The organism is Lysobacter antibioticus (assembly GCF_001442535.1).
GTDB classification, from domain to species: Bacteria; Pseudomonadota; Gammaproteobacteria; order Xanthomonadales; family Xanthomonadaceae; genus Lysobacter; species Lysobacter antibioticus.
Map to the genome: position 1 here is coordinate 5,142,340 of NZ_CP013141.1, position 12,123 is coordinate 5,154,462.

Genomic DNA, 12,123 nt, shown 5'->3' on the forward strand with positions numbered 1-12,123 from the left:
GTACGCGCGGCCATGCGCTGTTTCATCTGTTCCAGCGCGGCGTCGAACGCCGCCTGCTGATTCATATCGAGCTTGAGCGCTTGAGCCACCCGCGGCAGGTCGCCGCTGAGGCCGCCGCGCGCGCCGCCGCCCGGACCGTTCGCCGCACCGGCGCCGGCCGCATCGTCGGCCGGCTTGTAGCGCAGCGCGGCGTTGCTGACCCGCAGCACGTCGTCGCGGCGGCTGACCTCGATCTCTGCGTTGGCGGTCATGCCCGGCAGCAGCACGCCATCGACGTTGTCGACCGAAACCACGACCGGATAGGTGATGACGTTGCTGGTGTTGGTCGCCGACAGCCGCACTTGCTGCACGGCGCCGCGGAATTGGCGATCGGGAAAGGAATCGACGGTGAAGTTGACGCTCTGGCCCGGCTTGACCTGGCCGATGTCGGCTTCGTCGATGGCCAGCACGATCTCCATCTTCGACAGGTCTTCGGCGATCTGGAACAGCACCGGCGACTGCAGGCTCGCGGCCACGGTCTGGCCGGGCTCGATGCTGCGCGTCAGCACCACGCCGTCGACCGGCGCGCGAATCACCGTGCGCTGCAGGTTGAGGCGCGAGGTCTGGGTCGAAGCGATCTGCTGATTGATCTGGGCTTCGGCGCCGGCCAGTTGAGCGCGGGCCTGGTCGCGCGCGGCGCGGGCCAGGTCGGCGTCGCTGCGCGCGACGAGTTGGTTCTTGGCCAGTTCCGACTTGCGCTGATAATCGAGCTCGGCGTTGCGCAAGGTCGCCTGCGCGGTGGCGAGGCCGGCGCGGGCGTTGCTGACCTGGGCCGAGCCCTGGGCGATCTGGGCCTCATAGGTACTGGGATCGATGCGCGCGATCACTTGGCCCTTGGTCACCCGGTCGTTGTAGTCGGCCAGCACGTCGGTGACTTGGCCGGAGATCTGGCTGCCGACGTCGACGGTCGAGATCGCCGAGAGCGCGCCGGTGGCCGAGATCGCGACGCGGATGTCGCCGCGTTCGACCTTGGCGGTGCGGTAGGCGCCCGCGGCGTCCTCGGCATTGCGCTGACGGTAGTAAGTCCAGGCGCCGCCGGCCACGGCCAGCGCCACCGCCGCGACGACGATGCGCTTGGGCCACGGCGATTTGCGGCGCCCGTTGTTTTTCGTCGCGGGTGAGGTCGGCTTGGCTGCGCTCATGGGACTCGGATCGTGGGCTATGGAGGCGCGAACGCGCGTGGCTGAATGCGGTTGACAGCGCTCGCTGCATTGACCGCATCGGGCACGAACGGTTCAGTTTCGGCTATCGCCGCATGCCAGCTCAGCGAACGTCCGGCGACAGGCGATTCTGCACAGGGATTCGCCAGGGTGCGAAAGCGTCGCAGCCGGCGGCCAGGCTCAAGCGCCGGGTCGGCGCGGTAGCGGCGGCATGTGGGTGCTCAGGGTGGCGCTGCCGGGGCGGAAGCGGATCACCGCGGTGGTGCCCTGCTCGGGCGCGCTGGTCAGGGTGACCGGCCAGCCGAAGCGTTCGCCGAGCCGGCGCACGATCGACAGGCCCATGCCCTTGCCGTCGCCGACCGAGAAGTCGGCGCGGTAGAACGGGGTGAAGGCCTTGGTCAGGGTTTCCACCGACATGCCGATGCCGGTGTCGCGGATCTCGATGCTGTCGCGGCTCAGGCGCACGTCGATGCGGCCCTGGTCGGTGAAGCGCACCGCATTGCTGAGCAGGTTGCCGACCATGACCCCGAGCGCGTGCGGCGGCGCGGTCAGGCGCGGCCCGCCCTCGTCGTAGAGGTGCAGCTCGACCGGTTTGCCGTTGAGCAAGGGCAGGATCCGCTCCATCTCGTTGTCGACGATGTCGCGGACCAGGAAATCTTCGGACTGCGGCTCGACGTCGGACTCGCGCGCCAGGATCAGGAAGGCGTCGATCACCGCCTCCATGTCGCGCCCGGCGCGTTGCACGCGCAACAGCGAGCGTTGCGCGCGCAGAGGCGTGTCAGGATCGGCCAGCATCAGGTCGGTGGCGACCCGGATCACCGTCAACGGCGTGCGCAGTTCATGGCTGGCGTCGCGGGTGAAGTCGCGCTCGCGCTCGACGAAGTCGCTGACTCGTTCGGCCAGGCCGCTGAGCGAGCTCGACAAGCGGCGCACTTCGCTGCCGGGGTCGTAGGGGAATTTGATCGGCTCGATCAGGCTGGTGTCGGGATCGCGCGGGTCCCACTGCGAGACCACGTTGGCCAGCCAGCTCACAGGCGAGACCAGTCGCTTCGAGGTGCGGTAGGTATGCCAGGAAATCAGATACGTGGTCAGCAACGACAGCAGCAGCGAGAACAGGCCGGTGTAGAGGATCGCCTCGTCGATCAGCTCGGTGGCGTAGATCATGTAGAAGGTGCCGGGCTCGCGCCGGTCCACCAGCACCACCCGGCCGCCGCCGGGCAGATTGTGCAGGCCCGAGTCGACCCCGCGGATCACCATCGGCAATAGCGAGTCGCTGGCGCCGGTGGGGACGAAATGGCCGCGCGTGGTCGAGGTGCGCGGCAACGGATAGTTGGGGTCGCGGATGCGCCCGGCCCAGTAGTCGTCGGCCTCGCGCTGCATGCGCTGTTCCAGCACCACGTGGCGCACCGCGAGTCCCGCCAGGAGGATGCCCAGCGTGATCGCGATGCTGCCGATCAAGGCTTGCAGAATGAACGCAAGCTTGATCTTGCGCGGTAGCCCCTGCGGCATGGTCGCGGCCGGTCAGTCCGGCGGCTGGGAAATGTCTGCCACCCGGTAGCCGGCGCTCTGCACGGTATGCAAAAGCTGCTTGTCGAACGGCTTGTCGATGGTCTTGCGCAGGTTGTACAGATGGCTGCGCAAGGTATCGGAATCCGGCAAACCGTTGCCCCAGATCTCGCGCTCGATCTCCTGGCGGCTGACCACGCGCGGCGATTCGCGCATCAGGATGGTCAACAGGCGCAAGCCGATCGGCGAGAGCTGCAACTCGCTGCCGCCGCGGGTGACCCGCAGGCTGGCCGGGTCGAGCACCAGGTCGGCGACCTTGAGCACCTCGCCGCCGACCTGGCGGCGCTCGCGCCGGATCAGGGCGCGCAAGCGCGCTTCCAGTTCCTGGATCGCGAAAGGCTTGGTCAGGTAGTCGTCGGCGCCGGCGCTCAAACCGGTGAGCTTCTCGTCGAGCGTGTCGCGTGCGGTCAGCATCAGCACCGGCGTGGACTTGCGGGCCTCTTCGCGCAGCTTCTTGCAGACCTCGATGCCGTCCATGCGCGGCAGCATCAGGTCCAGGACGATCACGTCGTAACTGTTCTCGGTGGCAAGGCGGTAACCGTCGAGACCATCGGCCGCGTAATCGACCTCGAAGCCGCGGCTTTCGAGGTACTCGCCGACCATTTCGGAGATATTGCGGTTGTCTTCGACGATCAGGACCAGCCCCCCGTCTCTCGTACCCTGCATGCAGCCTCTCCATTCCTTCAGTTTTGTGAAGGTTGCCCTCGCCAAGGTGGACGGCCCGTGAAGACCCTGGCTACGCTGACCGCCCACTCCATCACGAAACGTCCCGATGCTCGCCGAACGCCTCTACCCGATCCTGCTTTTGCTCGGCTCGAACATCTTCATGACGTTCGCCTGGTACGGCCATCTCAAGTACAAGTCTTCGCCGTTGATGATCGCGATCGCGGTCAGCTGGGGCATCGCCCTGTTCGAATACTGCCTGCAGGTGCCGGCCAACCGCCTCGGCAGCGCGGTGTACTCGGCGCCGCAGCTCAAGGGCATGCAGGAGGTCATCACCCTGCTGGTGTTCGCAGGCTTCTCGGCCTGGTACCTCGGTGAGCCGCTGAAGTGGAACCACTGGGCCGGGTTCGGCCTGATCGTGGTCGCGGCCTGGCTGATCTTCCTGGATTGATTTCCTGGATTGATTTCCTGGATTGATTTTCCGGGATTGAGCTTCCTGGATTGACCTTCCTGCATCGATTTTCCCGGATCTAGCGCGGCGCAGCCGACCCGATCAAGGCCCGCACAGGGACTCGACCTCGACCTCGCGCTGCCAGCGCTGACCACGGACAGTCACCGTCAGATGGCCCTTCCAGCGGGTGAGGGTGCTGGCGTCGTCCATCGCCGCGCGCGCCTGCGCCGCTGGCAGCCGGGTCCAGCGCCCGTCTTCCTCGACCGACAGGCTCGGCACGCCGAGGCGCAGCTCGGCCGAAAGCTCCGCGCCGGCCTCGGACCAGCGCAGGGTCTCGCCGCGCTGCCGCTGCAGGGTCGCCGTTTCGATATCCGAATGCGGACCCTCGCGGCGCAAGGCATGGGGCTGGCCGCCGATGGACAAATGCAACGCCGGCCAGGCTTCGAGCGCCGAGCTTTCATCGTCGCGGCTGCGCCACACCGTTGCCAGCGCGGAGCCGCCCTGGGCCGATCCGGCTCCGGCGAGGTACACGTGGACGATGGGGCAGGTCTTGCTGTCCATGCTTTCACTGAGCCATGGCGACACGCGCATCGGCACATCGGGCTTCGCGGCGCTCGCTGCCGACACCAGGCCCGGCCACGACAGCGCCAGGCAGCACAGAGCGATCTTGGAATTCACGAGGTTTCGTCCTTGAGTGAGTGGGCGCGGCACCGATTATCGGCGCCGCGTCGGCGGAGCAGTCGCAACGGATCGCTAGAACTTGATCTTGCCGGTGAGGATGTCCTTGAACATCACCCAATCGCCGACGAAGGAATACAGCGGGTGCTTGAAGGTGGCCGGACGATTCTTCTCGAAGAAGAAATGCCCGACCCAGGCGAAACCGTAGCCGCACAACAGCGCCGCCAGCAGCAGCCAGGGTCGGCCTTGGGTCAAGGCCAGCGCGAGCAGCACCAGCACGCCGCAGCTACCGATGAAGTGCAGGCGCCGGCTGGTGCGGTTGCTGTGTTCGCTCAGATAGAACGGATAGAACTCGCGGAAACTCGCAAAACGGTTCGCCATGTCCCTGCCCTCGCCTGATCGCCTCGCATCGCTCAATCGGCGGCCTTCGTCGCATCGCCGCCGAACATGCCCCGCGCCTTCAGCACCGTGCGCTTCTTGACCTCGAACAACTCGCCAACCGGGCTGCCGGTCAGACAATACGCTTTGTCGCCGTCGATGCGGAAATGCTCGCGCGCGAACAGCTTGCGCCGGTCCTTGCTGGACCACTCAGGCTTCAGCGGATGGTAGGCATCGCTGCTCCATGGCATCGGCTTGGCCTCGGCGATGCCCAGGCGGTCCCGGACGTCGCGCTCGCCGACCGGTCCGCAGCCGAACCAGGCGCCGGACGCAGTGTGGAACACCGGATAGAACTGATATTTCTGATGGTAAAACCGGTTACCGTCGCGCGATACGAACAGCAAGGCATGGGGAAAGCGCGAGAACGGCGGCACACCGTAATGGTCGTAGGCCTCGAACTCGATCGTATCCCCGTCGTACTCGCCATAGACGAGCTGCTCGACCCGATACCTGGCCTTGAAAACGGCGTCCATGAGGATGACGTTCTTCTCGCGTACGGGTTCGAACTGCTCGACCGACAGCTTCTCGCCGACGAAGACGATCAGGTTTTCCTGCGCCGCCGCTTCGATGGAGAAACCGGCGGCGAACACGCAGGCCAGCGACCACTGGCGTATACGACGATGCATGGCAGTCCCTCGCTCATCGGTCCTGCACGCATCCTGCCGCGCCGCTCGCGGCGCCGCAAGTCAGCCCACAGTCTCGATCGCGCGACGCAGATGCGCCGCGAAGCGAACGCCGCGCTCAGGACTCGCCGCGTTCGGCGCGCTTGCTCTTGTCCCAGTACGCGTCCTGGCCTTCCAGCGGCAACTCCGCCAGGGCCAGGCCGTCTTGCGCGGCCAGGGTTTCCATCGCGCGGAAACGGCGCTCGAACTTGAGGTTGGCGCGGCGCAGCGCGGCCCCGACGTCGACCTTGCCGTGACGGGCCAGGTTGGCGCAGACGAACAGCACGTCGCCGATCTCGTCCTCGAGGCGGTCGTGCGCGGCCGCATCGTCGGGCGCGGCCGCGACCGCGGCGAACTCGGCGCGGACTTCCTCGATTTCCTCGTGCAGCTTGGCGATCACCGGGCTCACGTCGGGCCAGTCGAAACCGACCGCGGCCGCGCGCTTTTGCAGTTTCACCGCCCGCTGCCACTCGGGCAGGCCGCGGGCGATGCCGGCCAGCGCCGAGGTGTCGACCTCGCCCGCCGCCTCGCGCTCACGGCGCTTCTGTTCTTCCCAGGCCACGGTCTGGGCCTCGACGTCTTCGACGCTGGCGTCGCCGAACACGTGCGGATGACGGCGCACCATCTTGTCGCTGATCGCCGCGACCACATCGTCGAAAGCGAACGCGCCCTGCTCCTCGGCCATGCGCGCGTGAAACACGACCTGCAGCAGCAGATCGCCGAGTTCGTCCTTCAGCGAGACCAGGTCCTTGCGGTCGATGGCGTCGGCGACTTCGTAGGCTTCCTCGATCGTGTACGGCGCGATCGAGGCGAAGTCCTGCTCGATGTCCCAGGGGCAACCGCTGTCGCGATCGCGCAGGCGCGCCATGATCGTCAACAGCCCGGCGATGCCCGGCGGCAGGTTCAGCACTTCAGCCATCGAGCCACTCCTTCCACGGCAGCGCGGGATCGCCCACGGCGACGAAATCGCCGTTGAGGATGTCGGCGCGTTGGTTGTATCGGAACGGCCGACCCTGCGGATCGAACACGGCGCCGCCCGCGGCTTCGAGCACGCACTGGCCGGCGGCGGTGTCCCATTCGCTGGTCGGGCCGAAACGCGGGTACAGATCCAGACCGCCCTCGGCGATCCGGCAGAATTTCAACGACGAGCCCAGGCTGAGCATGGCGATGCCGCCGGGCGCTTCGCGTTGCAGGCGCGCCATCGCACGATCGGCGCGGTCGCTGTGGAACGAGCGGCTGGCCGCGACCCGCAGCGGTTGCGCCGCCGGTGCGCGCACCCGCACTTCGCGCTCGTCGTCGCCGTCGCGCCGGTAGGCGCGGCCGCCGCGCTGGGCATGCCACAGCGCGCCGCCGACCGGCGCCTGGATCAGGCCGAACACCGGTTCGCCGTGGTCGATCAGGGCCAGGTTGACCGAGAACTCGCCGTTGCGCTTGACGAATTCGCGGGTGCCGTCGAGCGGGTCGACCAGCCACAGGCGCGACCATTCGCGACGCTGCTCGAAGCTGACCTCGTGCGCGGATTCCTCCGACAGCACCGGGATGTCCGGAGTCAGGCGGGCGAGCCCGTCGACGATGATGTGGTGCGCAGCCATGTCGGCGGCGGTGACCGGCGAGGCGTCGGCCTTGCGTTCGACCGCGAACTCGCCGTCGTAGACGGTCAGGATCGCCGCCGCCGCGGCGCGGGCGATCGCGATCGCGCCTTCGATCTGTTCCGGGCTGAGCAGGGCTTGTCTCACAGGGGCTGCGCTCACGCTTGCGACTCCGGGTGCGGCTCGCCGTTGCGCAGCCATTCGCGAGCGATGAACAGCGCGGCGATGCTGCGGCCTTCGGAGAAATCCTCGCGCAGGATCAACTCGTGCAGGTCGTCGAGTTTCCACGGCACCACTTCGAGCTCTTCGGGTTCGTCGCCGGGCAGGCGCTCGGGATAGAGATCGCGCGCCAGCACCAGATGCGCCTGATGGCTCATGTAGGTCGGTGCGAGGGTCAGCGAGCGCAGCACGGTCAACGAACGCGCGCCATAGCCGGCCTCTTCCTTGAGCTCGCGGTCGGCGGCCTCGATCGGGCTTTCGCCGGCGTCGATGCGGCCCTTGACCAGGCCGAGCTCGTAGCGATGCACGCCGGCGGCGTATTCGCGCACCAGCAGCACGGTGTCGTCGTCGATCATCGGCACCACCACGACCGCGCCGTGGCCGCGTCCGTGCAGGCGCTCGTACTGGCGGCGTTCGCCGTTGGAAAACTCGAGATCGAGCCGTTCCAGCCGGTACGGACCGGCCTCGTGCTCGGTGACGTGATGAATGGTCGGCAGCCGCCGGGTCATGGCGCGGCTCCGGGCGTGAGCAGGGAGCGGAAAGGCACGATAATAGGGGGATGCGAGAGATCACTCACGACACGACGATGCTAACAGAGCCGGGCGCCGACGCGGCGGACTCCTGGCGCGAACGCGACCTGGCGGTGCTCTGGCATCCCTGCACCCAGATGCGCGAACACCCCCATACGCTGCCGTTGCTGCCGATCGCGAGCGGGCAAGGCCCGTGGCTGATCGGCCGCGACGGGCGTCGCTATCTGGATGCGATCTCGAGTTGGTGGACCAACCTGTTCGGCCACGCCGAACCGCGCATCGCTGAGGCCATCGCGACCCAGGCGCGCACCCTGGAACACGTGATTCTGGCCGGCTGCTCGCACGCGCCGGCGGTCGAACTCGCCGAGCGCCTGCTGGCGCTGGCGCCGCGACAGGACGGGCGCGCGCCGCTGAGCAAGGTGTTCTACGCCGACAACGGTTCGGCCGGGGTCGAGGTCGCCCTGAAGATGGCCTTCCACTGGTTCCGCAACCGCGGCATCGAAGGCCGGACCAAGTTCATCGCCCTGGAGAACGGCTACCACGGCGAGACCCTCGGCGCGCTCGCGGTCGGCGACATTCCGCTGTACCGGCGCATCTACGCACCGCTGCTGGCCGAGTCGCTGTTCGCGCCCTCGCCCGACGCCTACCTGTGCGAACCCGGCCAAACCCCGGCCGAGCGCGCCGAACAGGCCGCGACGGCTTTGCGTCATCTGCTCGAACGCCATGCCGATGAAGTCTGCGCGCTGATCCTGGAACCGCGCGTGCAGTGCGCCGGCGGCATGCGCATGCACGACCCTGTGTATCTCAAGCTGGCGCGCGAACTGTGCGACGAGCACGGCGTGTTCCTGATCGCCGACGAGATCGCGGTCGGCTTCGGCCGCACCGGCACCTTGTTCGCGAGCGAGCAGGCCGGAGTGATGCCGGACCTGCTGTGCCTGTCCAAAGGCCTGACCGGCGGCGCCCTGCCTTTGGCGGCGGTGCTGACCACCCAGTCGATCTACGACGGCTTTCTCGACGACTCGCGCGAGCGCGCCTTCCTGCACTCGCACAGCTACACCGGCAACCCGCTGGCCTGCGCGGCGGCGCTGGCCAGCCTGGATATTTTCCGCGACGACGACATCGTCGCCCGCAACCGCGCCACCAGCGCGCGCATGGCCCGGCTCGCCGCCGATTTCGCCGACCACCCGCACGTCGCCGACGTGCGCCAGGCCGGCATGATCGTCGCCTTCGAACTGACCCGTAACGGCGACAAGCGCACGCCGTTCGACCCGGCCGCCCGCTTCGGCCTGCACGCGTATCGCGCCGCACTCGAACGCGGCGTGCTGCTGCGGCCGCTCGGCGACGTGCTGTACTGGATGCCGCCCTATTCGATCGACGAGGACGCCCTGGGCCTGCTCGCCGACACCACGCGCGCGGCGATCGACCATGCCGTGCGGGAGGCCGACGCATGCGCCTGACCCGAGTCCACGTCGATGCCGATCTCGCCGCCGGTCGCGAGGTCGTGCTGCCCGAAGGCCCCGCCACGCACCTGGCGCGCGTGCTACGTCACGAAGTCGGCGACGCCTGCGTGCTGTTCAACGGCGACGGCCGCGACTACCACGGCCGCATCGCCGCGCTCGGCAAGCGCGAGGTGCGGGTAGCGATCGAATCGGTGCAGGACGTCGAACGCGAATCGCCGCTGCCGCTGGTGCTGTTGCAAGGCATCGCCCGCGGCGAAAAGATGGACCTGATCCTGCAGAAAGCCACCGAACTCGGCGTGCATGCCGTGCACCCGCTGTGGTCGCAGCGCAGCGAGGTCAAGCTCGACGAAGCGCGCGCGGAGAAACGTCATGCGCATTGGCGCAACGTGGTGGCTTCGGCCTGCGAGCAGAGCGGTCGTGCGCGCGTGCCCGAGGTGTCGGCGCCGCGTTCGCTGGCGGCAACGCTGGCGGCGCTGCCGCCGGGCGGCCTGCGCCTGATCCTCGACCCGGACGGCGAACTCGCCTTCGCCACGTTGACCGTCGCGACCGAGGCGGCGGTGCTGCTCGCGATCGGCCCGGAAGGCGGCTGGTCGCCGTTGGATCGCCAGCAACTGCGCGATGCCGGCTTCCAGGGCCTGCGCCTGGGCCCGCGCATCCTGCGCACCGAAACCGCGGGACTGGCGGCCATCGCGGCCTTGCAGGCCAGGTTCGGCGACCTGGCCTGAAGCGGGATGCATCGTCGCTTTTGAAGCTCGGGTACCCCTTCTAAGGCTAAGGGCATCCCCCTACCCTCTTTTCCAAAGGGGGGAGCTGCGATGCGCGGCGACCTGCTATCCACCCGTGAGAAAGAGACTGCTCTGAGCGGCTACTGCCGCGGCGACCGGGGAACTACACAAGGCGGCCGGGGCTATTGCCCGCTTTGGGGAGGCGGCGGCGCCTGCGCAGCAGGTGCGGGGGATTTGCTGTTGCTGTTGCCTCATCCGAGCCCGGTAACAAGGCTCAGATCTTGAAATAGATCCGCCGCGCGTCCAGCCACCGCACCACGCCCCACCACAGCGCGACAAAGACCAGCGCGAACGCCAGCGAAGGCAGATAAGGCCCGAACTGCGGCGTCATCCAGTCGGCGAAGCCACGCCGATAGATCGGCTGCAGCCAGCCCAGCCCCATCAGCAGATACAGCAGCAAGGCCGAACCGCCATAGGCGGCGATCGCGTTTACGCCGAAAGCGCGTCCGAACGCGGGCCAGCCGCGACGGTCGATCAGTTCATGGAACACGGCCAGCACCCAACACGACAGACCGCCGCTCCACAGCACGTAGGCCGGGGTCCACAGGTTCTTGTTGAGCGGCTGCCAATAGGCCCCGGCCCAGCCTGCGAGCAGGCACACCGCACCGGCGATCCACAGCGCACGCAGATTGCCGCGGCGCAGCCAGTCGCCGGCGCGCAGGCCGAGCAAGGTGGTCGCCAACGCACCGAGCGTCGACACCAGACCTTCGGGGTCGTGACCGCGGCCGCTGACCGGGTCGATCTGGAAGACGTGAACGCCGAACAGCGCACTGTCGAGACGACTGGCGATGTTCTCGAACGGCGCATAACTACCGCCGGCTGCGAGCAAAGCCGCATAACCGAACAACAACGCGCCCCAGACGATCCACTGCGCCCGCGCCGGCAAGTACAGCGCGATCAGCGCCGCCGCGGCGAAGCACAGGCCGATGCGCTGCAACACGCCAGGCACACGCAAATGATCGTGGCCGATCGCCCACATCGCGCAGACATGCAGCAGCAGGCCGAGACCGACGATACGCAACGCGCGCCACAGCGCTGGCCGCAGCAAGCTCGCCGCGGCCACGCCGTGCTCGCGGCGCGGCATCAACGCCAGCGCGATCGACACGCCGACGATGAACAGGAATATCGGAAATACGAGGTCGGTCGGGGTGAAACCGTGCCATTGCGAATGCATCAAGGGCGCGTAGACATGGCCCCAATCGCCGGGATTGTTGACCAACAACATCGCCGCGACGGTGAGCCCGCGCAGGGCGTCGATCGAGGCGTAGCGCTTCGGCGCCGCCGCGGCCGACGGCGGGCCAGATAAAGGGCGCGACTGCGGCGGCGCGCCGCGTTCCTGCGGCGCCGGACTCACGCCGCTTGCGCGAGCGCTTCGCCGATCATCGCTTCCAGCGCTTCCAGATCGGGCAGCAGCGCCGGATCGTCGTTGAGCAGCACGCGCGCCTGCACGGCGTGCGGCAACACGTCGCCTTCGCGTCCGGCGATCGACAAGCTGTCGCGCGACACCGTGACCAGGCGCGGGAAGCCCTGGGTCAACAAGGCGAAGTACGGCAGGCGCGAAGCGGCGCTGAGCGCCTTCAGCACGACGACCTTGCTGCCCAGGCCGCCCTGCTCGCGGGCGAGCCCGGACAGTTCGCCGAAAGCGATCAGCGGCAGATGCCAGCCGCGCCAGCGGATCTGGCCGAGCAGCCAGCGCGGTGCGTCTTCGATCGGCGCCGGCGGCGCATAGGACAGCACCTCGGCGATGGTCGCGTTGGGCAGCAGCAGTCGTGCGCCGCCGACCTGGATCAACACGCCGCGGATGTCGGCCTGCGAGGTGGCTTCGGGGGGTGCGTCGCTGATCTGGTTCTCGTTCGACATCGCTTCGCGTCCTCGCCGCGGAT

At 68.0% G+C, this 12,123-nt stretch carries 14 protein-coding genes (1 of these 14 only partly in view); 3 read left to right on the forward strand and 11 right to left on the reverse strand.

Going from position 1 to position 12,123, the window contains the following annotated elements:
- From GLA29479_RS20685 to GLA29479_RS20695, 3 genes are all read right to left on the reverse strand, one after another.
- A protein-coding gene (locus tag GLA29479_RS20685; RefSeq protein WP_057972715.1) for an efflux RND transporter periplasmic adaptor subunit crosses the window boundary here: on the reverse strand, positions 1-1,181 show its 5' portion. 16 nt of this gene lie to the left of the window's left edge; the window shows 1,181 of its 1,197 coding nt (coding positions 1-1,181); its start codon is at positions 1,179-1,181; the stop codon falls past the left edge of the window.
- A 198-nt stretch (positions 1,182-1,379) separates the two neighbouring features.
- A complete protein-coding gene (locus tag GLA29479_RS20690; protein WP_051885307.1) occupies positions 1,380-2,708 on the reverse strand; it encodes a sensor histidine kinase in 1,329 nt (442 codons plus the stop codon).
- 12 nt (positions 2,709-2,720) lie between these two features.
- On the reverse strand, positions 2,721-3,431 hold the full coding sequence (locus GLA29479_RS20695; protein ID WP_031373577.1) for a response regulator transcription factor: 711 nt from the start codon (positions 3,429-3,431) through the stop codon (positions 2,721-2,723).
- A gap of 106 nt (positions 3,432-3,537) precedes the next feature.
- On the opposite strand from GLA29479_RS20695, the gene GLA29479_RS20700 reads away from it, so the two are divergent.
- The gene (locus tag GLA29479_RS20700) at positions 3,538-3,879 is read left to right on the forward strand and encodes a DMT family protein (protein ID WP_031373576.1); all 342 of its coding nucleotides are present in this window, start codon (positions 3,538-3,540) and stop codon (positions 3,877-3,879) included.
- 102 nt (positions 3,880-3,981) lie between these two features.
- Here the strand turns inward: GLA29479_RS20700 and GLA29479_RS20705 are convergent, their stop codons facing one another.
- The 6 genes from GLA29479_RS20705 to nudE form a co-directional block, all read right to left on the reverse strand.
- Entirely contained in the window at positions 3,982-4,557 is a 576-nt protein-coding gene (locus tag GLA29479_RS20705; protein WP_057972716.1) for a hypothetical protein, read from the reverse strand.
- A gap of 75 nt (positions 4,558-4,632) precedes the next feature.
- A complete protein-coding gene (locus GLA29479_RS20710; RefSeq protein WP_057972717.1) occupies positions 4,633-4,938 on the reverse strand; it encodes an Mpo1-like protein in 306 nt (101 codons plus the stop codon).
- A gap of 32 nt (positions 4,939-4,970) precedes the next feature.
- Positions 4,971-5,585: a hypothetical protein gene (locus tag GLA29479_RS20715; RefSeq protein ID WP_057972718.1), complete on the reverse strand. Its 615-nt coding sequence runs from the start codon at positions 5,583-5,585 to the stop codon at positions 4,971-4,973.
- Positions 5,586-5,736: 151 nt separating this feature from the next.
- Complete coding sequence (mazG, locus tag GLA29479_RS20720; protein ID WP_082638868.1) at positions 5,737-6,576, reverse strand: nucleoside triphosphate pyrophosphohydrolase; 840 nt, start codon at positions 6,574-6,576, stop codon at positions 5,737-5,739.
- Entirely contained in the window at positions 6,569-7,381 is an 813-nt protein-coding gene (cysQ, locus tag GLA29479_RS20725; protein ID WP_057920181.1) for a 3'(2'),5'-bisphosphate nucleotidase CysQ, read from the reverse strand. The genes mazG and cysQ overlap by 8 nt, the downstream gene beginning before the upstream one ends.
- A 23-nt stretch (positions 7,382-7,404) precedes the next feature.
- Positions 7,405-7,974 (reverse strand): ADP compounds hydrolase NudE, encoded by a 570-nt coding sequence (gene nudE, locus GLA29479_RS20730; protein WP_057972719.1) that lies wholly within the window; start codon positions 7,972-7,974, stop codon positions 7,405-7,407.
- Positions 7,975-8,051: 77 nt separating this feature from the next.
- Here nudE and bioA point away from each other — a divergent pair, with 77 nt between their 5' ends.
- Together bioA and GLA29479_RS20740 are read left to right on the forward strand one after the other, a co-directional pair.
- Entirely contained in the window at positions 8,052-9,452 is a 1,401-nt protein-coding gene (bioA, locus tag GLA29479_RS20735; RefSeq protein ID WP_248842872.1) for an adenosylmethionine--8-amino-7-oxononanoate transaminase, read from the forward strand.
- Positions 9,443-10,180: a 16S rRNA (uracil(1498)-N(3))-methyltransferase gene (locus GLA29479_RS20740; protein WP_057972721.1), complete on the forward strand. Its 738-nt coding sequence runs from the start codon at positions 9,443-9,445 to the stop codon at positions 10,178-10,180. The genes bioA and GLA29479_RS20740 overlap by 10 nt, the downstream gene beginning before the upstream one ends.
- A gap of 274 nt (positions 10,181-10,454) precedes the next feature.
- Here GLA29479_RS20740 and GLA29479_RS20745 read toward each other — a convergent pair whose 3' ends face one another.
- Together GLA29479_RS20745 and GLA29479_RS20750 are read right to left on the reverse strand one after the other, a co-directional pair.
- Positions 10,455-11,498, reverse strand: coding sequence for an acyltransferase family protein (locus GLA29479_RS20745; protein ID WP_282955888.1), 1,044 nt, complete (start codon positions 11,496-11,498; stop codon positions 10,455-10,457).
- 92 nt (positions 11,499-11,590) lie between these two features.
- A complete protein-coding gene (locus GLA29479_RS20750; RefSeq protein ID WP_057972722.1) occupies positions 11,591-12,100 on the reverse strand; it encodes a chemotaxis protein CheW in 510 nt (169 codons plus the stop codon).
- Positions 12,101-12,123 lie beyond the last annotated feature (23 nt).